This window comes from Gemmiger formicilis (assembly GCF_024462815.1).
Lineage (GTDB): Bacteria > Bacillota > Clostridia > Oscillospirales > Ruminococcaceae > Gemmiger.
Window position 1 is genome coordinate 40,069 of sequence record NZ_JANGCG010000012.1, and the last position, 23,926, is coordinate 63,994.

Annotated in this window: 22 protein-coding genes and 1 riboswitch; of the genes, 10 read left to right on the forward strand and 12 right to left on the reverse strand. The window is 56.1% G+C overall.

Features of this window, described 5'->3' with window-relative positions:
• Position 1: 1 nt before the first annotated feature.
• From cbiE to NE623_RS10660, 10 genes are all read right to left on the reverse strand, one after another.
• Positions 2 to 1,195 carry a precorrin-6y C5,15-methyltransferase (decarboxylating) subunit CbiE gene (gene cbiE, locus NE623_RS10615; protein ID WP_256272420.1) on the reverse strand — a complete coding sequence of 398 codons (1,194 nt, stop codon included), beginning with the start codon at positions 1,193 to 1,195 and terminating at the stop codon, positions 2 to 4.
• Positions 1,192 to 1,926 carry a precorrin-6A reductase gene (gene cobK / locus NE623_RS10620; protein ID WP_256272421.1) on the reverse strand — a complete coding sequence of 245 codons (735 nt, stop codon included), beginning with the start codon at positions 1,924 to 1,926 and terminating at the stop codon, positions 1,192 to 1,194. The genes cbiE and cobK overlap by 4 nt, the downstream gene beginning before the upstream one ends.
• Complete coding sequence (cobJ, locus tag NE623_RS10625; RefSeq protein ID WP_256272422.1) at positions 1,923 to 2,663, reverse strand: precorrin-3B C(17)-methyltransferase; 741 nt, start codon at positions 2,661 to 2,663, stop codon at positions 1,923 to 1,925. Before cobJ ends, cobK begins: the two co-directional genes overlap by 4 nt.
• Positions 2,653 to 3,654 (reverse strand): cobalt-precorrin 5A hydrolase, encoded by a 1,002-nt coding sequence (locus NE623_RS10630; RefSeq protein ID WP_256272423.1) that lies wholly within the window; start codon positions 3,652 to 3,654, stop codon positions 2,653 to 2,655. Before NE623_RS10630 ends, cobJ begins: the two co-directional genes overlap by 11 nt.
• Entirely contained in the window at positions 3,651 to 4,409 is a 759-nt protein-coding gene (cobM, locus tag NE623_RS10635; protein ID WP_256272424.1) for a precorrin-4 C(11)-methyltransferase, read from the reverse strand. The genes NE623_RS10630 and cobM overlap by 4 nt, the downstream gene beginning before the upstream one ends.
• A 2-nt stretch (positions 4,410 to 4,411) precedes the next feature.
• Positions 4,412 to 6,313 carry a cobalt-precorrin-5B (C(1))-methyltransferase CbiD gene (cbiD, locus tag NE623_RS10640; protein ID WP_256272425.1) on the reverse strand — a complete coding sequence of 634 codons (1,902 nt, stop codon included), beginning with the start codon at positions 6,311 to 6,313 and terminating at the stop codon, positions 4,412 to 4,414.
• Positions 6,310 to 7,329, reverse strand: coding sequence for a FecCD family ABC transporter permease (locus NE623_RS10645; RefSeq protein ID WP_256272426.1), 1,020 nt, complete (start codon positions 7,327 to 7,329; stop codon positions 6,310 to 6,312). Before NE623_RS10645 ends, cbiD begins: the two co-directional genes overlap by 4 nt.
• A 12-nt stretch (positions 7,330 to 7,341) precedes the next feature.
• Positions 7,342 to 8,454 (reverse strand): ABC transporter substrate-binding protein, encoded by a 1,113-nt coding sequence (locus NE623_RS10650; RefSeq protein ID WP_256272427.1) that lies wholly within the window; start codon positions 8,452 to 8,454, stop codon positions 7,342 to 7,344.
• The gene (locus NE623_RS10655) at positions 8,451 to 9,317 is read right to left on the reverse strand and encodes an iron transporter (protein ID WP_256272428.1); all 867 of its coding nucleotides are present in this window, start codon (positions 9,315 to 9,317) and stop codon (positions 8,451 to 8,453) included. Before NE623_RS10655 ends, NE623_RS10650 begins: the two co-directional genes overlap by 4 nt.
• A gap of 173 nt (positions 9,318 to 9,490) precedes the next feature.
• Positions 9,491 to 10,741 (reverse strand): sirohydrochlorin cobaltochelatase, encoded by a 1,251-nt coding sequence (locus NE623_RS10660; protein ID WP_256272429.1) that lies wholly within the window; start codon positions 10,739 to 10,741, stop codon positions 9,491 to 9,493.
• A 206-nt stretch (positions 10,742 to 10,947) separates the two neighbouring features.
• Positions 10,948 to 11,161: riboswitch (cobalamin riboswitch) on the reverse strand.
• A 143-nt stretch (positions 11,162 to 11,304) separates the two neighbouring features.
• On the opposite strand from NE623_RS10660, the gene NE623_RS10665 reads away from it, so the two are divergent.
• The 5 genes from NE623_RS10665 (at position 11,305) to NE623_RS10685 (ending at position 17,695) form a co-directional block, all read left to right on the forward strand.
• The gene (locus tag NE623_RS10665) at positions 11,305 to 12,240 is read left to right on the forward strand and encodes a DUF1848 domain-containing protein (RefSeq protein ID WP_256272430.1); all 936 of its coding nucleotides are present in this window, start codon (positions 11,305 to 11,307) and stop codon (positions 12,238 to 12,240) included.
• Positions 12,241 to 13,473: 1,233 nt separating this feature from the next.
• Positions 13,474 to 15,015: a replication initiation protein gene (locus NE623_RS10670; protein ID WP_256272431.1), complete on the forward strand. Its 1,542-nt coding sequence runs from the start codon at positions 13,474 to 13,476 to the stop codon at positions 15,013 to 15,015.
• 249 nt (positions 15,016 to 15,264) lie between these two features.
• The gene (locus NE623_RS10675; RefSeq protein ID WP_256272432.1) at positions 15,265 to 16,155 is read left to right on the forward strand and encodes a ParA family protein; all 891 of its coding nucleotides are present in this window, start codon (positions 15,265 to 15,267) and stop codon (positions 16,153 to 16,155) included.
• A 5-nt stretch (positions 16,156 to 16,160) separates the two neighbouring features.
• Complete coding sequence (locus NE623_RS10680; protein WP_256272433.1) at positions 16,161 to 17,288, forward strand: ParB/RepB/Spo0J family partition protein; 1,128 nt, start codon at positions 16,161 to 16,163, stop codon at positions 17,286 to 17,288.
• Positions 17,289 to 17,290: 2 nt separating this feature from the next.
• Positions 17,291 to 17,695, forward strand: a complete 405-nt coding sequence (locus NE623_RS10685) for a hypothetical protein (RefSeq protein ID WP_256272434.1) — start codon at positions 17,291 to 17,293, stop codon at positions 17,693 to 17,695.
• Positions 17,696 to 18,352: 657 nt separating this feature from the next.
• On the opposite strand, the gene NE623_RS10690 is transcribed toward NE623_RS10685, so the two are convergent.
• Positions 18,353 to 18,685, reverse strand: a complete 333-nt coding sequence (locus NE623_RS10690; RefSeq protein ID WP_256272435.1) for a winged helix-turn-helix transcriptional regulator — start codon at positions 18,683 to 18,685, stop codon at positions 18,353 to 18,355.
• A 216-nt stretch (positions 18,686 to 18,901) separates the two neighbouring features.
• On the opposite strand from NE623_RS10690, the gene NE623_RS10695 reads away from it, so the two are divergent.
• From NE623_RS10695 to NE623_RS10705, 3 genes are all read left to right on the forward strand, one after another.
• A complete protein-coding gene (locus tag NE623_RS10695) occupies positions 18,902 to 19,297 on the forward strand; it encodes a pyridoxamine 5'-phosphate oxidase family protein (RefSeq protein ID WP_256272436.1) in 396 nt (131 codons plus the stop codon).
• 42 nt (positions 19,298 to 19,339) lie between these two features.
• Entirely contained in the window at positions 19,340 to 19,951 is a 612-nt protein-coding gene (locus NE623_RS10700) for a pyridoxamine 5'-phosphate oxidase family protein (RefSeq protein WP_256272437.1), read from the forward strand.
• 152 nt (positions 19,952 to 20,103) lie between these two features.
• The gene (locus NE623_RS10705) at positions 20,104 to 20,604 is read left to right on the forward strand and encodes a methylated-DNA--[protein]-cysteine S-methyltransferase (protein WP_256272438.1); all 501 of its coding nucleotides are present in this window, start codon (positions 20,104 to 20,106) and stop codon (positions 20,602 to 20,604) included.
• A 468-nt stretch (positions 20,605 to 21,072) separates the two neighbouring features.
• On the opposite strand, the gene NE623_RS10710 is transcribed toward NE623_RS10705, so the two are convergent.
• Complete coding sequence (locus NE623_RS10710; protein ID WP_256272455.1) at positions 21,073 to 21,240, reverse strand: hypothetical protein; 168 nt, start codon at positions 21,238 to 21,240, stop codon at positions 21,073 to 21,075.
• A gap of 437 nt (positions 21,241 to 21,677) precedes the next feature.
• Here NE623_RS10710 and cps2T point away from each other — a divergent pair, with 437 nt between their 5' ends.
• Positions 21,678 to 22,937 carry a beta 1-4 rhamnosyltransferase Cps2T gene (cps2T, locus tag NE623_RS10715; RefSeq protein ID WP_256272439.1) on the forward strand — a complete coding sequence of 420 codons (1,260 nt, stop codon included), beginning with the start codon at positions 21,678 to 21,680 and terminating at the stop codon, positions 22,935 to 22,937.
• Complete coding sequence (locus tag NE623_RS10720; protein ID WP_256272440.1) at positions 22,927 to 23,898, forward strand: glycosyltransferase family 2 protein; 972 nt, start codon at positions 22,927 to 22,929, stop codon at positions 23,896 to 23,898. Before cps2T ends, NE623_RS10720 begins: the two co-directional genes overlap by 11 nt.
• The last annotated feature ends 28 nt before the right edge of the window (positions 23,899 to 23,926 follow it).

A 23,926-nucleotide genomic window follows, 5' to 3' on the forward strand; every position in this document is an offset into this window, starting at 1 on the left:
CTTACTCCCTCACAATCAGAAATACCGGGTTGTTGGCAAGCAGCAGATGCAGCCCGCCCGCCGCCCGGGAGCGGCTGACGGAAATCTGTGTGACCTCCGCCCCCAGCCCGTGGGCGGTCAGCGCGGTGACAGCCTGCTGCAGGGTTTCCAGCGCAATCGCGCTGATGCAGAGCCGCGCCGCGGGGTTGGCGGTGAGCACGGCGTCCACAATGGCGGGCAGATTGCCCTTGCTGCCGCCGATGAACACGGCATCCGGCGCAGGCCAGTCCGCCAGCGCCGCAGGGGCCAGCCCCTGTGTAAGGTGCAGATTTTGCACAGCAAATTTTGCGCGGTTTTCGCGTATCAAGCCGCAGGCTTCGTCATCGCACTCGGCGGCATAGACCTGTCCGGCCGGGGCGGCCAGCGCCAGCTCAACGCTGACACTGCCGGTTCCCGCGCCCACGTCCCACAGGATGTCTCCGGGGCGCACGGCCAGCTTGGCCAGCACCGCGGCGCGTACCTCCTGCTTGGTCATCGGCGTTTTGCCGCGGAGGAAGGCATCATCCGGCAAGCCCGGCACGCGGCGGGCGGCGGGCGGGCATGGCTCGACCAGCAGCACGCTCAACGGCGCAAACTGCTGCTTGGCCAGCGCGGCTACGGTGTCCGCCACAAGGCGTTCTGAAGGGAGCGCTAAGTTCTCCCCCACCGTTGCCATCACTGCGCCATAGCCGCCTGCGGCCAGCCGGGCGCAGAGCGTGGCAGGATTTTCTTTTCCGCCGGTAAGAAAAAAAGTCGGTTTTCCGCTTGTGCAGACGGTCAGCGGGTCACACGCGCAGCCGTGTGCGGAGACCAGTTGCCAGTCCTGCCATGGGCGGTGCAGCGCCGCCGCCAACAGCTGCACGCTGGAAATGCCCGGCTCCACCGTGCAGGGCAGGCCCGCTGCATCCAGCGCACGGCAGAGCGCCGCCGCGCCGGAGTAAAACCCGGTATCGCCGCTGTAGGCAACGGCCACGGTGCGGCAATCTGTTCGCTGCAGCAGTGCGCAAATTTCGTCCGTTTTGTAAAGGGCGGCGCGGTTCCGGGTGCAGCCCTCCGGCAGAGCCTGTAAAAGACGGTTTGCGCCGATAATCAGCTCTGCCCCCTGCAGGGCGGCCTGCCCTGCGGCGGTCAGCCCGGCGCTGCCACCGCTGCCCATACCCACAAGTGTAAGTTTCATAAAAGCTCCTTACAACGTTGTAAAATCGTTTCGGTGCTCTTGCCCTGTTCCTCGGGGCGGCGCAAAACAACCAGCTGCACACCGCACTGTGCGGCGGCTTCTGCCTTCTCGGCAAAGCCGCCCGCCGCGCCGCCGTCCTTGGTGACAAGGTAGGCAATCGCAAACTGGCGCAGCAGCGCCACATTCAGTTCCGTGGTAAACGGCCCCTGTAACGCAAGGATATTGCGGTGCGGGATGCCTGCCGTTTCACACGCGGCAATGCCCGCCGCCGTGGGCAGCACCCGGGGGTACAGCCGCTGCGGGTCCAGCGCGGCAAAAGCGGGCAGCTCCTTGGCACCGGTAGCCAGCAGGATTCTGCCGGGCCTGTCGGCCAGATAGGCGGCGGCCTGTGCCGCACCGGGCAGCACCACGCTGCCTGCGGGCAGATTGCTGGCAGGGCGCAGCAGGCGGTGGTATTCCACCCCCGCCGCCGCGGCCGCCGCACGGATATTGCGCGTGGCCTCGGTGGCATAGGGGTGGGTGGCGTCCACGCAGAGCGCCGCGCCCTGCAGAACCGCCGCCATCTCACCGGCATCCAGCCGCCCGGCGCGCACCGTAATGCCGTCCGCACGGCCCTGTTCCTCGGCCCCGAGGTCGGTTGCCACGCAGACCGTGACCGCCGCGCCCAGCGCCGCCAGTGCACGGGAGAAGGTACGTCCTTCGGTTGTGCCGCTGAAAACCACTGCCCTCATACGCCGTGATACCCCCTTGGCGTCACCATTTTTCCGCCCAGATTTCTCGTTGCATCGTTACCTATAAAAACCGTGGTGAACATATCCACCGCCGTATTTTCCAGTTCCGCCAGCGTCAGCAGGCGGGCGGTCTGGCCCTCCCGGCCGATGTTGCGCACCAGCCCGCAGACCGTTTCCGGTGCCTTGCCGCCGGACAGCAAAATCTGCACGGCCTTCTTCAGGTAGTCGGCGCGTCCCTTGGAGGAGGGGTTGTAGAGCGCAACGCAGAAGTCCCCCGCCGCCGCGCAGGCCAGCCGCTTTTCAATGACGGCCCACGGCGTCAGCCGGTCGGAGAGCGAAATCACACAAAAATCGTGCGCCAGCGGCGCGCCCAGCACAGCGGCCCCGCTTAGCGCCGCCGTCAGGCCGGGCACAATCTCGACCTGTACCCCGGGGTACTGCGCGGCCAGTTCCAGCAGCGGGCTGGCCATACCGTAGACCCCCGCATCACCGGAGCAGACCAGCGCCACGGTTTTGCCGCGCTGCGCGGTTTCCAGCGCCCAGCGGCAGCGGTCAATCTCCCGCGTCATGCCGGTGGCGTAGACCTCCTTTTCCGGGAAAAGCGGCCGCACCAGCTCCACATAGACCGTGTAGCCGCACAGCACCTCGGCGCTTTGCAGCGCGGCGCGGGCCTGCGCGGTCAGAAGCTGCGCGTCACCGGGGCCAAGGCCCACCACATAGACAAGGTTATGGTTCATTTTTCCATCTCCAATCCGGGGCAAAGGACGGCACGGCCACAGCGAAGGTCACGCCGTCCCGCGCCCATTTCGGAAGGTACAGCACCCCGCCCGAGGCCAGCACCGCCGCACGCTCACAGACATTGTCCACGCCGGTAACGCTCTGCACAAAGGGTGAGGGCGTAAAGCTGCCGGAAACAGCCCGCAGCTGCTCGGCGGTATAAAAATCCATCCTCCAGCCGTTGGCAAGGCAGAAGGCCGCCAGCCCGGCCTCGTTCTTTTTCAGGTCGATGCTGGCCACCCGGCAGACGCCCTGCGCCGCAAAATGCGTCTCGGCGCAGAACGCGCGGAACGCCTCCGCAAGCCTTTGTTCCGAGATGCCGCGCCTGCAGCCGACCCCCAGCACCGCAATGCGCGGGATGAGGTGCAGCGCCCGGCCTGCCGGGGTCAGCGTCAGGGCAAAATCGGCCTCATCGCCATCGCAGGCGGGGCACACACCGGCGGGCGGCGGGCCGGCAATGGCCCAGTCTGACGCATAATGCACGGTCTGCCCGGCCAGCAGCGCGCTGCTGACGGTCTTGATGCGCTCGGGCTCGGCCACGGCAAACCGGTGGCAGCGGGCCCACTCGTCCACCGCAAAAAGGCCCCGGCCATCCGTTGCCGTGGTGATGACCGGCACAGCGCGGCAGACCGCCGCCAGCCGCCGCGCCAGCTCGTTGGCACCGCCCAGATGCCCCGACAGCAGTGGTATGGCAAACTGTCCGCCCTCGTCCAGCACCACCACGGCGGGGTCAGCCGCCTTGCTGCGGCAGCAGGGCGCAATGGCCCGCACTGCGATGCCGACCGCCCCCACAAAAACAAGGGCGTCTGCGGCGGCAAACTGCTCCTGCGTCCACGCTGCCAGTGTGACACCGCCCGCGCCGCATCGGGCCACGCTGCCGGGGCAGGCTGCGGTCAACCGCTGCGCCAGCGCCAGACCCCGCGCCGTGAAGGCAATGTAGGCACACCTCATCCCTGCGCCCCCTTGCGGAACCCGGTGGTGAAGGCGGGGTCATAGAGCTTGCTGCGGTCATACTGCGCGGCCAGAAAGTCCCCCACCACGATGAGCGCGGTTTTGGTAATGCCCGCCGCGTGGACGCTTTCGGCCAGATTTCCCACTGTGCAGCGCACAATTTTCTGTTCCGGCCAGGTAGCCTTGTAGACCACGGCGGCGGGCGTGGCCGCGGTGTAGGCCCCCTGCAGCAGCGCCGCCTGCACCTTATCCACCAGACCGATGGAGAGGAAAATCACCATCGTGGCACCGTGCGCAGCCAGCGAGGCCAGCCGTTCGCCCTCCGGCACCGGGGTGCGGCCCTCCATCCGGGTGATGATAACGGTCTGGCTGACGCCCGGCAGCGTGTACTCGGCGTTCAGCGCCGCCGCCGCGCCGCAAAAGCTGGAAACGCCTGGCGTGTCGTCGTAGGGGATGCCCGCGGCGTCCAGCGCGTCCATCTGCTCCCGGATGGCCCCGTACAGGCAGGGGTCACCCGTGTGCAGACGCACGGTTGTTTTATGCGCTGCTTCGTTCTTTTGCATAACGGCTATCACCTGCTCCAGCGTCATTTCGGCGCTGTTGTAGATGGCGCAGTCCGCCCCGGCCAGCCCCAGCAGTGCCGGGTTGACGAGACTGCCCGCGTAGATGATGCAGTCCGCCGCCTGCAGCAGAGCCGCGCCACGCAGAGTGATAAGCTCCTCGGCGCCGGGGCCCGCCCCCACAAAGTGTACCATCGTCAGCCTTCCTTCCACATTTTTAACAGTGTATCGGCATTTTTTGTCTGGCCCAGCGGGCCGCTCCGGTTGGAAAATACCACCGCCCCCACCGTGAACGCCCCTGCTGCGCGGCGGTCAAGGTGGGTCTGTATCGCATCCAGCAGGCTGGCCATAACCGGCCCGCGCAGCCCCGCGCCGTCCAGAACGGCAAGGCAGGCGTCTGTTGTGGCGGCGTCCATCAGGGCGCGGCAGGTTACCGTATCCGCCCCGCAGAGGGCGGCGTGGGTGCAGAACAGCTCGGTGCGGCAGTCCGCCTGTCGGGAATGGGTATTCATAATGCCGCCCGCCAGCTTGACGAGCTTGCCCACATGGCCGACCAGCAGCACCTGCTCAAACTGCTCGGATGCCGCCATATCCAGCGCATCACCGATGAAGTTTGAAATTTTCACCACGGGGATTTCCCGCAGCTCCTTAAGATTTTCCGCCAGATAGTCAAGGCCATAGTTGCCGGGGGCCAGTATCAGGCGGCGGCTGCGCAAGGCGGCCTGATGGATTTCCAGCTGCAGCGAGTCGAGCAGTGCCTGCTGGCTCATCGGCTCCACAATGCCGCTGGTGCCCAGAACAGACAGCCCGCCTTCCACCCCAAGATGCGGGTTGAAGGTGCGCTTGGCGGCCTCCTCGCCGCCGTCAACTGAGATTACCACCGCAAAGCCGCCGTCATAGCCCGCCGCTTCGGCCTCGCGGTGCAGAGCCTCGGCAATCATCTGGCGCGGCACGTGGTTGATGGCCGCCGCGCCGACCGGCTGGTCAAGGCCGGGCTTGGTCACCCGGCCCACCCCTACGCCGCCGTCGATCGTGACAGTGTGCGGTGCATCGGGCCGCAGGGCAACCGCAGCAATGACCGGCAGGCCGGTGGTGGCGTCCACATCGTCACCGCCATCCTTGACGATGGCGCACTCGGCCCCCGCTGCCGTAAGGCGGCAGAACTGCGGGGCAACCTCCACCACAAGCCCCTTCGGCGTGCGCAGGCCGACCGTTTCCGGTGCGCGGCCGGTCAGCAGCAGCCGCGCCGCACCCGCCGCACCCAGCGCCGCACAGGTGCCGGTGGTGTAGCCGCAGCGCAGCAGCTTTTGCCCGCTGCGGATGTAATGCTCAAATTTCGGTTTTGCCGCGGTTTTGCCGAAGAGCGCCGCATATTGCTCGGCCGAAAGGCCGAACAGCGTGCGGACGTTCTCCTCCGCGAAGGCTTCCTGCGGCGTCAGCACGGCGGAAACGCCACGTGGCGAGACGCAGACCACGGCATCGGCCAGCTTGCGGGCCAGCTCGAGCTCGTGCAGCGTCACGATGATGGCAATATTGCGCTCCCGCGCTAAGGTTCGCAGGCTTTCCATCAGCTCTGCCTTGCCCTTCACGTCCAGAAAGGACGTTGGTTCGTCCAGAAGAAGCAGCTCCGGTTGTTGGCAGACCGCGCGTGCCAGCAGCACGCGCTGGCGCTGGCCGTCACTGATTCGGGTAAAATCGCGGTCGGCCAGCTCCTGTGCCTGCACCAGTGCCAGCGCCTCGCGCACGGCGGCCTTATCCGCCGCGGTGAGGATGCCCAGCCGCCCGGTATAGGGGTAGCGCCCGGCTGCGGCCACCTCAAAGCAGGTGGTCAGCTCGGTGCGCGGGGTGTGGGGCAGCATTAGCGCCAGCTTGCGGGCGCGGGCCGCGGGGGTGTAGTCGGTCAGGCTCTGTCCGTCCAGCAGCACCGCGCCGCCCTGTGGGGCCAGCTGGCCCGCCAGCGTTTTCAGCACGGTGGATTTGCCCGCGCCGTTGGGGCCGATGAGCACCAGAATTTTGCCGCGCTCCGCCTGCAGGGCAATGTCCTGCAAAAGCGGCGCGCTATAGCCAACGGCAAGGGCGTGTGTCTCACAATAGCTCATCGCTGTGCCTCCCCCCGCTGGCGGCGCACCAACAGCCAGATGACCACCGGCGCGCCGAACACCGCCGTGACTGAGCTGATAGAAAGCTCGGTGGGTGCAAACAGGCTGCGGGCAATCAGGTCGCACAGCAGGCAGAACGCCGCGCCGCCCAACGCACAGCCAGGCAGGACGTGCAGCGGTTTTGCACTGCCCAGCGTCTGTTTTACAAGATGCGGCACCGCGATGCCGACAAACGAGATGGGCCCCGCAAAGGCCGTGACGCAGGCCGCCAGCAGGCTGGACAGCAGCACCAGCGCAACCGAGAACGCCCGCACCGGCACGCCGACGCTGGCGGCATAGCTTTCGCCCATCTGGTAGGCGGCCATCGGCTTGGAGAGCGCAAACGCCGCCGCAAGGCAGGGCAGCACAATCACCGCCGCCGTGGCCGCGTTGCCCCACATCATGCCGGAGAAGCTGCCCATCGACCAGTTGTGCAGGTTGACAATGTTCGAGTCCTGCGCGAAGGCCACCACAATATCCGTGATAGCCGAGCAGATGTACCCAATCATAACGCCGCAGATGACAAGAATGCTCATCCGTTGCACGCGGCGCGCCACAGCCAGCACAAACAGCATGGCGGCCATTGCGCCCGCAAACGCGGCCAGAATCAGCGTGAGCGAGGTTGTCAGCCATCCGCGGTTCAGAAAAATCACCATCGTCAGCGCAACCGCCAGCTTGGCACCGCTGGAGATGCCCATAACGAATGGCCCCGCAATGGGGTTAGCGAAGAACGTCTGTAAAAGATACCCCGCCACCGACAGCGCCGCGCCCAGCAGCACCGCCATCACCGCCCGGGGCAGGCGCAGCTGGAACAGGATGTTCGCCGTCAGGGCGTCCTGCCCGCGGCCCAACAGTGCCGCCGCCACACTGGACGGCGAGAGCGCCACGCTGCCCCAGAACAGGTTCAGGGCCAGCAGCACCAGCAGCGCCGCCGCCATGGCCAGATATGCGATTGTCAGGCGTTTGCGGTTGTGCATACGATTCTTCCTTTATTGAATGTGGGTCAGAAATTTCAGCTCGCTGCTGTCGGGGGTTCCCTCGGTGAAAACGCGGTTCATATCAAGAATCAGGTCGGGCAGCTCCATGCTCTGCTGGAAAAGGCTTTGCGATGTACACCAGATGTTGCCGGTCTGCACGGCCTTGAAATCCGCCAGCAGCGGGCACTTGGCAATCAGCTCCTCCCGCGTGGTGATTTCGCCCTCAATCGTGCTGTTGTAAATCAGCACGTCGGCGTCCTGCGCCCCGGCGTAGAAATCCTCCAGCGAGAGATTGACGGTGGCCAGATTGTTGCCGCTGTCGGTCAGGTCGGCAAAGACGTAACTGCCGCCCGCCATCTCAATCATTTTGGCAACATAGTCGCCGCCCTTGCGCACCGTGGCAAGGTTGTTGGAGGTGATGGAGAAAAACGCCACCGTCTTGCCGGTGGGGGCCTTGTCCGCCAGCGGGGCAATGCGCTGCTCGGCGTCGGAAAAAATGCGCTCTGCTTCGTCTGTTTTCCCCAACAAAATACCGTAGAGCTTGACCCATTCCATCCGCGCCAGCGGGCCGCTTTCATAGCTGGAGCGCTCTACCAGCACCGGCACACCGAGCTTTTCCAGCTGCTCCTTGACCTCCGGCGTATGGTAAATCATCGTGTTCTCAATCGCAAGGCCGCAGTCGGCGGTCAGGATGGTCTCATAGTCAGGCGCGCTGTACTTGCCCGCGTAGGCAATCTGACCGTTCTGCATGGCCGCTTTGGCGGCATCCAGATACCAGCTTTCGGCCTGCGTGCCGGACAGCGCCACCGCGTCCAGCCCGTCAATGCTGAGGATAGGGTCCATCGCCGAGGTGGAGACAAGGTAGATGTTTTCAATCGGCTGCTGCAGCACCGTGATGTCGGCGTCCAGTCCCTGCGGCACAGCCGTGCCCTGCGGTACCACCAGATAGCGGTCCTCCGCAATCGTAATCAGGGTGCAGCCGTCTGCACATTCGTCCACCGTGAACTGCTGCGCATAGTCCAGCGGATAGCTTCTTTCTGTCGTCAGTCCGTCCGTTTTTGCCTGTGTGGACGCCGCACAGCCCGCCAACAGCACCGCGGGCAGGCACAGTAAAAGCCGCTTCATTCGGCGGCGGCCAGCGTGGCGCTGTCAAAGGTCAGGGTGTAGTCAATCTCATGCGGGGTGCTCATGGCAACCGTGTCCGCCGTGACGGCCAGCGCGGTGTCCAGCGCGGCGACGGGGATTTCAAACGTGGAGTTGCCTTCGGTGTTGGTGGGCAGGTACTTTTCGCCGTCCACCAGCATATAGTCATAGTTGGGGCTGCTCCACACGATGGTGGCGGTCATGGCGCCGTCTGCCACCGTCAGCGCGGCAGGGCTTTCAATGGTGGCGCGACCGCTGCCGCCCTGCAGCGTCACGGCGCAGGTATAGCAGCCATCGGCGGGCGTTTCGGTCTGTGCACCAGACAGCACTGCGTTCGAGACGCTGACCGTGTGGTCATACCAGCTGCCCTTTGTGCCCAGCAGCGCCAGCTGAAAATCCGTGTCAACGGCCTCGACCGGGATGTCAAAGCCGTAGACCTCCTCGGTCATACCGTCACTGTAGGTCACGGTGTCGATGGTGGGCTGCAGCCAGTCGGCCTCATGCGCCGGGGCATCCGCCGCCATACCGAGGTACAGATTCACGATTTTCTGGGATTGCAGGCTGACGTGGAAGGTCATAACGCCGTTTTCGACGGTCAGCGTACCCTTACCGTCACAGGCCTCGTTGGCGTGGAACATACTGCTGTCGGTGTTGAAGTCCGCCGTATAGACGCCGTCTGGCAGGGTGGGCGTTTCCATGGGGGCGGTGGTTTCCACCGGGGCGGACTCAGCGGTGGCGGGGGCTTCTGCGGTGCTCTCGGCGGGGGTGGATGCCGCAGCACCGCACCCTGCCAGCAGCGCCGCCGCCAGAATCAAGGAGATGAGCTTGGTGTTTTTTGCTTTCATTGGGGGTTCCTACTTTCCTTTATATATAGGGCGCGTTTTGGGGAGGTGGCAAGCCGGGAATGGGATATAGCCGGGCGGTTTCGGCGGGCATTGTCCGCCCGCTGGCTCACGGCTTCTCCACAAACACAAACTGCCCGAGAGGGACATTCCCCATCGGGCAGAATGTATCGCTCTTAGCCGTTCAGGGTGTCGATAGCGGCCTTGGTGTGCGCAACGTACAGCTGCTGAACGTCGGCAATCTCGCCCAGACCGGCAATCTGGGTGTCCACGCTATCAAAGCAGCCTGCGGCGTTGAACTGGCTCAGCCAGGAATCCTCGTCCGCACCGGCCATATCGTTGTTGGCGTGGTCACCGGCAACCACCATCAGCGGGCGCAGCACAACCTTGGTGTAGCCGGCCTCCTTGACCTTCTCAATGACGGCCTCGCAGGCGGTGTCCTCCGGCTCGCCCTCCACGGTGCCGATGAACACATTGTCATAGCCGAGGGTCTGCATCGTGGTCTGCATCTGGCTGTAGCTGACCTTGGCAGTGTGGGAGGTGCCGTGGCCCATAAACACAAAGGCGGTGCCGTCCGCAGCGGCAGCAGCGGCATCCTCATAACCGGCGGTCTTGACGGCCTCTGCCGTGATGGCGGAGGCTACGGCCTCCTTGTCCTGGTTGATAACGGTGGCATCGTTGCCAACCTCGCCCAGCAGGGGCTCGGCAATGGCAACGCTCTCGAACTTGTCTTTATACTGGTCAATGGCCTCGCACATCTCGTCATACTCGGCACCGTGCATCAGGTGGGTAGGCTGGACAACCAGATTCTTGACACCGTTGGCCACAGCGCGGTCAAGCGCCTGCTGCATATTGTCAATCTTCTCGCCATCGCGGGCCTGCACATGGTTAATGATAATCTGCGCGGTGAAGGCGCGGCGGACGCTCCAATCGGGGTACGCGGCCTGCAGGGCATCCTCGATGCCTTTGATGTCCGCGGCGCGGCTGCCGTTGAAAGAGGTGCCGAAGCTGACAACCAGCAGCTCATTCTCGCCGATGTCATCCGCGTTGCGGGGGTCATCCTCGGCGGCATCGCCGGTGTCACGGCCAAAGTAATCGGGGTCAGCGTTTTCGCCCTCGACCAGCTCCTTCTGGGCATCGGTCAGAGCATCCCATGCGGCCTTGGCGGCCTCGCACTGGGCGTCGGTATCATCATTGCGCTCCTGCACATAGATGGCGTCAATCAGGTCTGCACAGTTCTTCGCGGCCACTTCGTCTGCATCCCCTTCTTCTGCTGTTGCCTCGCTGACAGCCTCGCTCTCGGTGGCGGTGCTTTCGGCAACGCTGTCGGTGGTTGCGGCGGTGCTACCGCAGCCGGCCAGCAGGGCGGTGGTCAGGGCCAGGGCCGCCAGCACGGCGGCGGGCTTCTTGTAGTGGATTCTTCTCATTGTGTTTTGCTTCCTTTCCTTTTTTATGGGTGCGGGAGAGGACAGCAGCGGCCGCGGCGCTCACGCTGTGTTGCCATAAGAACACGCAAATAAGCCCCCAATAAAAACGAGGCCTTTTTGTGTGCAGAATGGCAACACAAAAAAGCCCCGTAGTTTGGCAGGTTCTTTGCGGTACAACCAATTCCTCGTGATTTGGAGCCGTTCGCCCCCGTACCCGGCAGTGGGCAGGTTTCCTGGCTGAAAGATCAACACCCGCCGCCGCCTTCCCGAGCCAGGCTCAGTGACCGGCGCATACGCACACTGGCGGCAGATTCCCTTATCACAGTGACGAGATCGTACAGGATTTGCACCTGTTTCCCTTTTACCCTTTTCTGTGCGCGCAGCCGCGTACAAAAAGGCACCTACTGTCGTATTCAGTTTTACGTTGGTAGTATACCACACACAGCCCAGAAACGCAAGAGCCGGTTTTGGACGTACAGGCACCTTTCGGTGACTGCTTGCACGGCGGGTTCGTCTACCTTATAATATAGATAGACAAGACGCACAAGGAGAGTGAATACGCCATGATTTTGCAGACCGGCTTCCGCACCGATATTCCGGCTTTTTACAGCGCATGGTTTGTCAACCGGCTCAAGGCCGGGTTTGTGCTGGTGCGCAACCCCTACAATCCACAGGCTGTGACACGGTATGAAATCAACCCGGATGTGGTGGATTTGATAGGCTTCTGCACCAAAAATCCCTGGCCCATGCTGCCACATATGGATTTGCTGCGTCCCTATGGGCAGTATTGGTTTGTCACCATCACCCCCTATGGGCCGGAAATTGAACCGCACGTGCCCCCTGTGGAAGCTGTTTTGCGGGATTTTATCACACTTTCCGAAATGGTCGGCGTGAACTCTATCGGCTGGCGGTATGACCCGATTTTTCTTTCCGATGTCTACACGGTCGAGCGCCACCTTGCCGCATTTGAATATATGGCCGCGAAACTGGCCGGGCACACGAAAACCTGCGTCATCAGCTTTATTGATTTGTATGAAAAGGTGCAGCGCAATTTCCCGGAGGTGCGCCCTGTCCCCCGCGCCGAGCGTGAGCGGCTGGGCCGCGCCTTTGTAGAGATTGGCCAAAAATACGGTATGACCATCCGCCCCTGTGCCGAGGGCAACGATTTGGCGCGCTTTGGCGCAGACTGCCGCGGCTGTATGACCGCCGAAACCTTTGAGACTGCGCTGAACCGCCGCCTGAAATTGCCCCCGCAAAAATCTGCCCGCAAGGAGTGCGCGTGCTATCTCACTGCAGACATTGGCGCTTACAACACCTGCGGCCACCTTTGCCGCTATTGCTACGCCAACTACAGCGAGGAGCTGGTCGCGCAGAATATGCGCCAGCATGACCCGCAGTCTCCGTTTTTGATTGGCCACAGTCAGCCCGGAGATGTGATACACCAAGCCAAGCAGGAAAGCTGGCTGGTTGACCAAATCAGTATGATGGAGCTATTATGATCCCAATGCCCGGCCCCCGCCGCGGCATTATTTTTTTGATGAAAATTTGTCGGTTTAGGAGTGGGGCGGGCTATTCTGATACATGGTAGTGATTTTTTCTCTACGCCAACCTGGTATGTGCCGTACTGCCCGCCGCCACGCAGTAGGGGCCGGGCACGCCCGGCCCGCGGGTTTTCTGTAAGCAGCATTTGGCGGGTAAGCACCCGGGCGGAGCAGAGCCCCGCCCCTACTGACAGACTAACCCATCAGCGGCCAGCCAACCCACAGTTATACTTGCCGTTGATACATCGTTGCCATTTCAACATATATGTTATCCTATTTGTATTTTATATTTAAATTGTACAGTTTGTAGCGTATATGGTATGTAAATTACTCATTTATTTTAAGTGCTGCCCCTCTCCCCTACCTCTTTTCTCACACACCAACTTTTTTTCATGAAAAAAAGTTGGTGTCCTTCCCTTCCCGACAAAACTCGCTTTCCAAAATAAGAAATCCTTTCAAAACCAGCCCATATTCAGCATACGTTTTGTATTTTATTTCTTATAATATCCAATATGTATTTTGTAATGTTCTGAAAGAAAGTCGGTTTTCCTACAGCATTGTTTTTTCTCCGTCTGTAATATATTCCCGTATTATCGTATAATATTTATATCTTTTCTTATTCTTTTTGCCAAAGAAAAAAAGTCTGTTATCGCTTATTTAAAAAATCCTGTCAGTTTGCCTTCAAACCCCATCAATACTCCCCTTTTCTTTTCCTTCCACCATACAAACCGACTTTCTTTCATTAAAATTCATTTTCCTCGCCACTATAAGCCGACTTTTTTCATCTATTGCGAAAGAAAACGGTATTTGCTTCTCCCCTGCCCGGCCCTGCCGCAGCATAGTAAAACCGACTTTTTTTCAGCTATAAACAGACTTTTATTCCCACCAAGAAAACTGAAAAAATGTCGGTTTTGTTATGAGAAAAAGTCGGTTCCGGAATGAAAATAGGTTTGCTTTGCAATGAAAGAAAGTCGGTTTTGGCAAGAAAAAAAGTTGGTTTCTTCTATATATAAATAAAAATATAAATTATAAGAGAATAAGTAAGTAAAGAAGAAAACATAAAAATGAAAAATAGTTGACAAAGCCATAGCTTCCCTTTATTATACTTATATGTGGTAGTGTGCAGATTTGTGCGCAAAGTGCTGAGGAAAGGACAACCCGAGTGGAAACTGCTTCGGGCCGTGACCATTTATGAAAGAAAACGACGCAGCAAAAAACAATGACAACAAGGAGGTCGAGGTTGTAACCGGCGAAGTCCTCGACCATACGCTGGCAGTTGACCCGGCAAGCAGCAAAAGTCTTTCCTTTGGCTCTTTTGTTACGAAATCTAACGATTTGATTCAAAAGACCAAGTATTCCCTTCCCCGCACCGAACAAAAAATCCTGTTTATGCTGCTGTCCAAAATTGACCAGAAAAAGGATAAGGATCCGTCAAAAACATACACGCTGACATTCTCGGAGTTTTCCAAGCTGACAGGCGTCAACGCGATGGACCCAGGCTACATCAACTATTTGAAGGACACTGTGCAAAGTCTGGAACGCCGCGACTTCTGGGTAGTTCTGCCGGATGGGCGGTACAAAAGTATGTCCTGGCTGGACCGCGGCACGGTGGTGGACACCCGCGATAAAACCATCAGCATCCGATTCAACCGGGATTTGTGGCCGCAGGTGGCCCAGCTGACCAGCAACTACACGTCCTATTCCATCGAGTATCTGCTGATGATGAAGTCAACGTACAGTATGCGTGTGTACGAAATCATCCTTTCCTATGACAACGGAAGCCGCAACTACGGCTATAACAACGGCCTTGTTTTTGAGCCGGTGACGGAAGAAATCCTGAAAAAGTTCCCCGATATGCGCAGTGAGCTGAAGGGTTACAAATATAAGCGCTTTAAATGTGATGAGCTGCGCAGCCTGCTTTCTGTTCCCACGCCGGAGGAGCGCGGCCGCGGCAAAAAGAAAAACAGTGATGAACCGGCAAAATATAGCCGCGAGAAAACGCTGGATGAGAAATACCCCACCTACTACGATTTTGATAAACACGTTTTAAAGCCGGCGAAAAAAGAAATCAACGAGATGACCGACCTGTGGGTGGAGTACATTCCGGTTCGCATCAAGGGCACGCGCAAATATGAATACCTCTATTTCTTCATCAAATACAAATCGAAGGATGAGATGAAAAAAGTGCGGGCGTTCCACGATTCCAACGCGGGCCCGGATGGAGAGGTTGCAAAAAAGCCAAGGAAAACAAAAAGAAAAAATGTCGGTTTTACGGCCGGAGAGAACGTATCTACGCCGCTTCCCGACGAAATCCTGACGATGTCCTATGTGATGGCGCGGCATGAGCTGGAAAGCCGCATCCAATATTTTTCTTATGAAAAAAAGTTGGTTTCCGATGAAAAAAACATCCTTGCGGATATTCTTACCTACACATCCAAGCTGCTGACAAACCAGAAAAAGGCAGCTCAGGCGGAAGAATCGCTCGAGGCGCTGAACCGGATTATCAAAAATAACGGCGACCTCAAGCTCTGGGTGCTGGGTATGGAAGAAAAATTCAAGGATATGCTGCAAAAAGCGACTGAAAAAAAGTCGGCTCAGTATTACCGCGTGGTGGTTTACAACGAACTGATTGACAACTCGGCCGCTACCGTGATGGCCGGGCAGCGAAAAGCCGAACAGCTGGACGGCAAGAGCGCGATGCGGGTGGATATGTCCGTATTTGACGATGAGTAAACACAGCGGAACGGCAACGATGAATGAACGCCAGTAAGGGCGGCACAGAAAACGGAATTTCCTGTTTTCTGTGCCGCTTGTTTTATATAAAAAGTGGCAACGATGAATGAACGACAAAATTGTGCTGCTTTTATTGACAGTATACAAAAGGAAAGGTATAATAGAAGCAACAAAACAACATCGGAGACGTGACAAAAACGGCAACGATGAATGAACGACAGTGACACGGCACGGAAAGGCTGGGTACATATGGCATATTGCATTACGGTTTGTATGCAGAAAGGCGGCGTCGGCAAAACCACGCTGACCATTAACCTTGCTGCCTGTATGGCAAAGCAAGGCAAAAAGGTTCTTGTGGTGGATACTGACCAGCAGGGCGATTTGACAAGCACGGCCACGGAATATTCTGTTTCCACCGGCCATTTCGCCAAAAAAGGCGTGTATGATATGATTCACGCGCATGATATTGCGGTTGCGGCCAACTATGTCTCCCACACGCAGTATGAAAACATTGATATTATCCCGGCAAACGCCAACACGCCGCTGGTCCCCGGACTGATTGAAATGTCGGCAACGGCCTCCAACGGGACCATCAACAAGTATGAGATGCTGGCGCTCTGTCTGTGCGAGATTGCCGACAACTACGATGTGATTCTGATTGACACTCCGCCGAACCAGGGGCTGCTTGTGCAGAACGCGCTGTATGCAAGCGATGCCGTGCTGATTCCGATTCACAGCACCTACTACAGCCTGCAGGGTCTGGGCGAAATGCTGCGCCTTTTCTTTGAGCTGGAAAAGACGGCGGATACCGAAATCAACGTGCTGGGCGTTGTGCTTAGCATGGTAAAAAGCCGTGTAGCCATGAACGATTGGCTGCAGGATAACCTTGACGAAAAAATGCGCGACAACGAGCTTTACAAGCATTTTGGCATTGATGAAACAAAGTTCTTCAAGAGCACCATCAGCAACAATCAGGCGATTGTGGAAGGCGAGATTATGGGCCCGGCCATCTTTAATGTATCGGATAAACGCAAGTCAACGGGCGGCAAGAAGAAAAGAGAAACCGGAGTTTACAAGGCAGCGAGCGAGTATATGAGCCTGTGTGATGAAATTCTGGCAAAAATCGGCGAGGAGGACTGAACGTCATGGGCAGACTGGACAAGCTGAAGAAGAAATCGGCGGCGCGCACAGAGGCAATGGACGAGGCGCAGAATCGCATTACCGCGCAGAGCATCGTAAAGAAAGTGAACGATGTGGAGCCGGAGCGTCTGGATCTGGCTATGATTGTGACCAACCCAGACAATGAGCTCTACCGCACCGAGGATACCGAGGAGGAGGTCAAAAAGCTGGCGGATAACATCCGTATGGTCGGCCTTCTGCACAATCTGGTGGTCTGCAAATGCGAAAGCGGTGAAAACAAGGGCAAATATGAGCTGCTTTCCGGCGAAAGACGCTACAAGGCGTTGAGCTATCTGGTGCAGGAGCACTCCACCGATGAGAATGCGCCGGATTGGAACCGGCCCTACTGCATCAAACTCGAGGGCTTGAGCGAGGTGGAAAAAGTTGTCTATCTGGACACCGCAAACCTGATGGTGCGCGGCGGCTTCGGCAACGAAAAAATTGCGAGAAAGGCAACCGTCCGTTTTGTTGAAAACCTGCAGAAGCCACCTTTTAATATGACGGAACAGGAAGCCAAAAAACAGCTGAAAGAGCTGAGCCCGATGAAGCCCAGAACGATTGACAAGGGCTTATCCATTGAAAAAAATCTGGTGCCGGAGCTGAAGGCGTTGCTGGATGATGGCATCATTACCCGCACGGCGGCGGAAAGCTATGTGAACCTTACGAACGCCGAGCAGAAATCGGCTGCGGAAACTTTTGCACTGGCGGAAACGATTGAGCCGCAGTCCCGGCGCGAAAAGGCCAAAAAGCAGCTTGCAGAAGGCCTGCGCGATGTGCTGGACAGCAATGACCTGACCCAGAGAACCGACATTCTTTCAGCAACAAAAAAACTGGTGGAGGAGCTCTGCGAAAAGCCGACCAACGCCCAGAAGAAAGAAAAAACCAGCTATGGCCGAGACAGTGTTGTGATTGGCGAGCAGGTTCCGGCTGTCACCAAAAAGCTGCGGCGGCTGGAAAAGGCACTGAACGCGGATGGCGGGCTCAGCATTATTACCGCCCGCAGCGTTGAGGAACGGCAGGCGTATATCCAGAATCTGGATGAGCTGATTGCGTTGGCCGATACCATCCGCCAGAACATCCAGAGTACGATGTGAGTATGGCAAGGGAAAAAATAGTCATTCGCCTGCTGCCGGAGCTGTACGAGGTTCTGGAGCGTTACGCGGCATGGTCGGACAAAAAGGTGGCCGCGCTGATTTCCGAAATTCTGCACGAACAGTGTGAGGCTGCGCGCAGGGCAGGGGAGAGTGCAGACTGCAGGCGGTACGCCCTGAACCGCCTTGGGGTGGAGATGATTCCCACAAACCGCAACAAGGCCAAAAGCAGCACCGGGCAGATTTCGGTGCGGCTCAGCAGGGAGGACATAGAAACGCTGAACAGCATCACCCGGAACAACCCGGAAGGTTTACGAATTGTTAATGGCAAGGTAACTTATACATATCGTAAAATAATTCCTGGGATGCTGCTCAATAATGAGATATTCAGCGGGCTGTTTCACACGTAAATATTGATGCTACTATCGGGTCGATGCTTGGCATTGGCCCGATGATTTTTGTACAGGAGGGGGGAAGGGAAGTGTTCCTGGTGGAGTAGAGCCCGCCCCCTACCACACGATTTCAGGCAGGCCGGTAGGGAGGGGTCTTGACCCCTCCGCTGGTTTGTGGCAAACGGCATTTGCGGGTCACTTGCGGGGCGTCGGGGGACGCCGCCCCCTACAAATAAACCGGAAACAGCATACTGCCGCAAACATCAGCGGGGTGGGGTCACCCCGCCCTACGCACAACCGATTAACGGATGCTCTGTAGGGGCCGGGCACGCCCGGCCCGGTCGTTTTCCATAAGAGGGCATTACCGGGCAGAGCAACCAATAGTTACCAATAGACGGTTGCTTGCGGGAAGATTCCCCCTCATCCGGCCCTGCAATGCACCTTCTCCTCGGACCGGAAGAAGTGTATGGAAGCGGGCATGGCCGGTTACATTGCCAAGCCTATCAGTCTGGATGAAATCACCACAACCCTGCGGAAGGAAACCCCGGCAGGCAGATAAAGCATACGCCCCGCAGGCTGCGTGTAACAGGCAGCTCTGCGGGGCGTGGTGGTTTTTAAGGGCGTATCGGGGCGTTGAGGACGCCGCCCCCTACAAAGGAAAGCCGTAAGCGTCGCTCACTCATTCATGCTTTTATAGTTCTCGCCCCAGCTCCACATGGCGTCAAGGATAGGCTTCAGGCTGCGGCCAAGGTCGGTCAGGGAATACTCCACCCGGGGCGGTACCTCGGCGTATACCTCGCGGTGCACAAGGCCGTTTGCCTCCATTGCACGGAGCTGGACGGTCAGCACCTTCTGGGAGACATTGCCCACGCACTTTTTCAGCTCGCCAAAGCGCTTGGTGCCGGTCATCAGGTCGCGCAGAATCAGCACCTTCCATTTATCGCCAATCAGGGTCAGGGTAGTTTCTACCGGGCAGGCGGGCAGCTCTTTTTTTTTCACTTCATCCATAGCAACAACCTCCAAAATTTTATTAAAGGCCCGAAGGGGCGGAAAATGCAGCCGCGGCGCATTGGTTCCCTTGCGGTAACGGTGCAATAGTTCCCATTTGGTAACTACAGCACAATATAGTGCCTACTTCACAAATGGGCTGTACAGTGATAGTATAATGCCAACGAAAGAAAAACGCAAGATTTCGCAGAAAAAACCATTTTGGAGGTACCTATCATGAACAAAGTTGTTGAATTTCTGAACGCAAACCCTGTGCAGTATCTGGCAACCGTCGGCCGCGACGGCAAGGCAAAGTGCCGCCCCTTTATGTTCGCCGGCGAGATGGACGGCAAGCTGTGGTTCTGCACCAACAGCACCAAGGACGTCTACAAGGATATGCAGCAGAACCCGGAGATTGAGATTTCCGTTTCCAGCCCCGAGTATGCGTGGATTCGCCTGCATGGCAAGGCTGTGTTTGAGAACAATATGGCTGCTAAGGAGATGTGCATTGCCAACCCCATTGTGAAGGGTCAGTACGGCGAGGCCACCAACCCGATTTTTGAGGTGTTCTATCTGGAAAACGCCCACGGTCTGATTGCCGACTTCTCCGGCAACCCTCCCTACGAGTTCTGATTCACAGCCAGCGATACCGCTGATTGAAAGGATGCTGCGCGTATGCAAAACCAGGATTATCTGAAGTTGCTAGTGGAGCAGCTGCACTCCACCACCGTGGCCACCCTTGGCGCGGACGGGCACCCGCAGACTCGTGTGATTGATATGATGCTGTGGGATGCACAGGGCGTGTACTTCCTGACGGCGCGCGGCAAGGCGTTTTATGCGCAGCTTATGGAGCAGAAGTTCATCGCGCTCTCGGCCACGCAGGGAAAGATTGCCGTTTCCCTGCGCGGAAGGGTCAAAAATATTGGCAGCGAAAAGCTGGACGAGATTTTTGAAAAGAACACCTATATGCAGTCGATTTACCCGGGTGACACCCGCAAGGCGTTGGAGGTGTTCTGCCTGTACGAGGCTGAGGGCGAGTATTTTGACATAAGCGACCCGGCGCACGTTGTGCGGGACAGCATCACGATAGGGGAGAAGAAGGCTGCGCTTTCCGGCTATATGGTGGGCGCTGGTTGCATCCGCTGCAGGCTGTGCTACTCGGTCTGCCCGCAGAAGTGCATAGACATCACGCAGAAGCCGGTTGTTATTGACCAGCACCATTGCCTGCACTGCGGGCGGTGCGCGGAAATCTGCCCGAAGCAGATCATCACAAAAGCCGGTGCATGAAAAAATCTGTTGAAGGGCGCGGTGATATGCTCCCTATATAGAACTCTTTTGTTGGGGCTTGTGCAACAGCCCCTTTTCATTGCGTCACAACCTTGACGCAGGCCGACGCCCTGGGTACAATATTCCTAGAATCAATCGGTGAGGTGAAAGTGATGCAATACACACAGCATTATGATTCCCCCTTGGGCGGCATCCTGCTGGCGGCGGATGAAGTTGGCCTGACCGGGCTGTGGTTTGACGGCGCAAAATACTTTGCGGCAGGGCTGGACCCGGCGTACCGGGCCGAAGCTACACCGGCCCTTTTGCAGGCAAAACGCTGGCTGGATATCTACTTCAGCGGGCAGGAGCCGGATTTCACCCCGCCGCTGCACCCCTGCGGCTCGGCCTTCCGGCAGGAGGTATGGGCGCTGCTGCGTCAGATTCCGTATGGGCAGACCACGACCTACGGTGCATTGGCCGTTCGACTGGCGGCGGAACGCGGCCTTGCCAAAATGTCCGCGCAGGCCGTGGGCGGCGCGGTCGGGCACAACCCGATTTCTCTCATCATACCCTGCCACCGCGTTGTCGGCACAGACGGCAGCCTGACAGGCTACGCGGGCGGCATTGACAAAAAAGCGCGTCTGCTGGCGCTGGAAAAAGATAAAAAATTTTGAAAAAATAGCGCCGAAGGCCGAAATTTGCAAGGGCTTTGCAAGAACGGGTGTGCTATACTGTAGCTGACAGATAGCAAAAAGTGCACACTGGGTGTGTCCTCGTTCAAAAGGCAAAGTGACTATGAAAAACGATACCAACAACCAACCGGGCTCTGTGGGAATGGGGCTGCGTTTTTCAGCGCACTGCTGGCGGCGCTGAGCTTTTGCACCAGCTTTGGCAGTGTGGCCGTTATGGCGGAGGAGGCTGCCCCCGCCGCAGAGACAGTGCAGCCGCTGACGGAGGAACCGGCGCAAGCGGTAAAACGGAAACACAATGCTGTATGCCCCAACCGCGCAATAATTGCGGTGGTTCTGTAGGGGCCGATGCCCACACCGGCCCGCGGGATGCCGTATCCTCCTTCAATAATCAAAAAAAGACGATGACAGGAAATCTCCTGCCATCGTCTTTTTTGTTTGAAATTTTCCGGGTCAATCCTGCTTTTTGTCCTCGTCAGAATCAACCTTTTCCAGAAACGCATCCACAAAGGCGTTCTCTACCTTTTTATAACCGCCGACCACGCTGTCCTCGATTTTCTGGTAGGCGCCGGTGACCTTTTCGGCCATACCACCGGTTTTCAGTGAGCCGTCCTCCTCCAAAAAGGTGTCCTCAAACTTGTGACAATATCAAGGCACTATTTTATGCGCAATGGAAGAAGGCTATTAGGAACTCACGTTTGAGAGGCTGCAAAAACAGTATGTAGGCTAAGAAAACCATAGTACAGCAATTTCAATACCATATGCGATTTGTTTGAAATATCAAGAGCCTGTTTAATGAATACAGCCTTGGAACGTGCATTTTTTGTAAACATATGGATAACATATTGAAAAGCTATGGCTTTTGTGATAAAATTTAATCTGTATATTTATTGTCAAAATAGTTACAAGAAGGCAGAATTCATTGGTTTTGGGGAGGCCACTTTGAAAAGCCGCTGTTTTGATTCACAAAAATCAACAAAATACCAAGAACATGGTGTGCTTTACTGTGATTTTGTTTGCGTATAGCATATAAAAGAATTTTGAGGATGGGGTAGAGAATGAAGTCAAAGAAAAATGTACAACATGTTTACTTAGTAGGCGCTAAGTCTATGGGAGCCTACGGAGGATACGAAACGTTTGTATATAAACTTACAGAGTATCACCAGAATAAAGACAATATTAAGTATCACGTTGCTTGCAAAGCCAATGGCGATGGGTGTATGGATGAGAGCAAATTTGAGGGCGTAACTAAAATCAATGACCATGAATTTGAGCTTCATAATGCACATTGCTTTAAGATTGATGTTCCACAAATTGGTCCCGCACAGGCAATCTATTATGATGTGGCTGCATTAAAAGCTTGCTGCGAACATATCAAAAAGAATTGCATTCCTCATCCTATCGTTTACATAATGGCTTGCCGAATTGGACCATTTGCTAGGCATTTTTATCACGAAATCCATAAACTTGGCGGCACGGTTTACTTGAATCCAGATGGCCATGAGTGGATGAGAGCAAAGTGGTCGGCTCCGATTCGTAAGTATTGGAAGATTTCTGAACAGATGATGGTCAAATATTGCGACCTTGCAATTTGTGATTCCGTCAACATTGAGAAGTATATCCATGAGTGTTATGACGGAAAAGGAATCAAAGGCAGAAATCCGAAAACCACGTTTATTGCCTATGGTGCAGATTTGACGCTCAGTAAGCTAGCCGATGATGACGAAAAGCTAGTGAATTGGTACAAGGAAAAAGGATTGACGAAGAAAGGCTATTACCTTGTCGTCGGCCGCTTTGTGCCGGAAAATTCTTTTGAAGTTATGATTCGAGAGTTTATGAAGTGCAATAGCAAGAAAGATTTTGCGCTCATTACGAATGTGAACGATAAATTCTTGAATGAGTTGGAAGAAAAACTTCATTTCAAGAGCGACAAGAGGATTAAGTTTGTTGGTACAGTGTATGACCAGGAACTCTTAAAAAAGATTCGGGAAAATGCCTATGCATATTTCCATGGACATACAGTGGGCGGTACAAATCCTTCGCTGATTGAGGCTCTTGGCAGCACGGACCTGAATCTACTGGTCGATGTTGGGTTCAATAAAGAAGTGGCGGAGGATTGCGCTTTGTACTGGAGCCGTAACCCGGGTAGCCTTGCAAAATTGATTGATAAGGCAGACCAAATGAGTGCAGATGAGATTGCAGAGATGGGCCGGAGAGCCAAGAAACGTGTGGCGGAAGAGTACACATGGAATAAAATCTGCAAGCAGTATGAAGATGTGTTTACAAAAGTAGCATACGAGGGAAACTATGATGAGTGAGCAACCCCTAATTTCAGTAATCGTTCCTGTATATAATGTCGAAAAATATCTGCGCTCTTGCGTAGAAAGCATTTTGGAACAAACGTATAAAAATATTGAGGTAATACTTGTAAACGATGGATCCACCGATAAGAGTAAAGCCATTTGTCTTGAGCTTGCAGAAAAAGACAAAAGGATCTCTTACTACGAAAAGGCAAACAGTGGTCTGTCAGATACTCGGAATGTCGGCTTAGAAAAAGCAACAGGCGACTACATACTCTTTGTAGATAGCGATGATTTACTTTCATTCAACGCTATAGAATCGCTATATAAGCTATGCAAAAAATATAATGCAGATATAGCGGTTGAATCTATCTGTCATTTCACGGATGGAAAAAGGCCCGATTTTAAAGGAAGTACGAAAGATAAATTATTGAATAGGGAAGAAGCTATTTGTGATTTTCTATATCAAAAAGAAATTTCAACATCTGCATGCGGCAAGCTGTATAGTGCCAGTATACTCAGTGGCATCCGATTTAAATCCGGAATTCTGTATGAGGATAATTTGTTCTTGAGTGATGTCTTTGAATGTGTGGATAAAGTGCCTTATTCCAAACAAGAATGTTATGGATATAGGCATAGAGCCAATAGTATTACAACAAAACTTTTTTCTGAAAAAGATCTTGACATCATAGATATCGGCAAAGAATTACTACGTCGATATGAATATAAATCTAAAGAATTGAGTTTGGCCGTACACACTTACCAGGTGACAAATTGCTTAAGAGTATACCTTACGGAATCAGGAGACGAAAGATTTAAAAACGATATAAATTATTGCAGAGAATATATTGAACTGCACAAAAAAGAAACTCTAAAAAATTCGAAGGCAAGAAATAAGTTGAAAATAGCATTGCTGATAATGAGATTGCCTAGAAAAATGGTAATCAGGGTACGACAACTAAATAAAAGGTGGAATTAAGGAAGCTGATTATATACAGGTGATGAGT

Excerpts from the sequence above, each read along its gene's own strand:
- NE623_RS10660 (WP_256272429.1), bottom strand. The coding sequence starts at position 10,741 with ATGAGAAGAATCCACTACAAGAAGCCCGCCGCCGTGCTGGCGGCCCTG.
- NE623_RS10695 (WP_256272436.1), top strand. The coding sequence starts at position 18,902 with ATGAACAAAGTTGTTGAATTTCTGAACGCAAACCCTGTGCAGTATCTG.
- NE623_RS10630 (WP_256272423.1), bottom strand. The coding sequence starts at position 3,654 with ATGAGGTGTGCCTACATTGCCTTCACGGCGCGGGGTCTGGCGCTGGCG.
- NE623_RS10680 (WP_256272433.1), top strand. The coding sequence starts at position 16,161 with ATGGGCAGACTGGACAAGCTGAAGAAGAAATCGGCGGCGCGCACAGAG.
- cobK (WP_256272421.1), bottom strand. The coding sequence starts at position 1,926 with ATGAGGGCAGTGGTTTTCAGCGGCACAACCGAAGGACGTACCTTCTCC.
- NE623_RS10685 (WP_256272434.1), top strand. The coding sequence starts at position 17,291 with ATGGCAAGGGAAAAAATAGTCATTCGCCTGCTGCCGGAGCTGTACGAG.
- cps2T (WP_256272439.1), top strand. The coding sequence starts at position 21,678 with ATGAAGTCAAAGAAAAATGTACAACATGTTTACTTAGTAGGCGCTAAG.
- NE623_RS10690 (WP_256272435.1), bottom strand. The coding sequence starts at position 18,685 with ATGGATGAAGTGAAAAAAAAAGAGCTGCCCGCCTGCCCGGTAGAAACT.
- NE623_RS10675 (WP_256272432.1), top strand. The coding sequence starts at position 15,265 with ATGGCATATTGCATTACGGTTTGTATGCAGAAAGGCGGCGTCGGCAAA.
- cobM (WP_256272424.1), bottom strand. The coding sequence starts at position 4,409 with ATGGTACACTTTGTGGGGGCGGGCCCCGGCGCCGAGGAGCTTATCACT.
- cbiE (WP_256272420.1), bottom strand. The coding sequence starts at position 1,195 with ATGAAACTTACACTTGTGGGTATGGGCAGCGGTGGCAGCGCCGGGCTG.
- NE623_RS10645 (WP_256272426.1), bottom strand. The coding sequence starts at position 7,329 with ATGCACAACCGCAAACGCCTGACAATCGCATATCTGGCCATGGCGGCG.
- NE623_RS10700 (WP_256272437.1), top strand. The coding sequence starts at position 19,340 with ATGCAAAACCAGGATTATCTGAAGTTGCTAGTGGAGCAGCTGCACTCC.
- cobJ (WP_256272422.1), bottom strand. The coding sequence starts at position 2,663 with ATGAACCATAACCTTGTCTATGTGGTGGGCCTTGGCCCCGGTGACGCG.
- NE623_RS10705 (WP_256272438.1), top strand. The coding sequence starts at position 20,104 with ATGCAATACACACAGCATTATGATTCCCCCTTGGGCGGCATCCTGCTG.
- NE623_RS10650 (WP_256272427.1), bottom strand. The coding sequence starts at position 8,454 with ATGAAGCGGCTTTTACTGTGCCTGCCCGCGGTGCTGTTGGCGGGCTGT.
- NE623_RS10720 (WP_256272440.1), top strand. The coding sequence starts at position 22,927 with ATGATGAGTGAGCAACCCCTAATTTCAGTAATCGTTCCTGTATATAAT.
- NE623_RS10670 (WP_256272431.1), top strand. The coding sequence starts at position 13,474 with ATGAAAGAAAACGACGCAGCAAAAAACAATGACAACAAGGAGGTCGAG.
- cbiD (WP_256272425.1), bottom strand. The coding sequence starts at position 6,313 with ATGAGCTATTGTGAGACACACGCCCTTGCCGTTGGCTATAGCGCGCCG.
- NE623_RS10655 (WP_256272428.1), bottom strand. The coding sequence starts at position 9,317 with ATGAAAGCAAAAAACACCAAGCTCATCTCCTTGATTCTGGCGGCGGCG.
- NE623_RS10665 (WP_256272430.1), top strand. The coding sequence starts at position 11,305 with ATGATTTTGCAGACCGGCTTCCGCACCGATATTCCGGCTTTTTACAGC.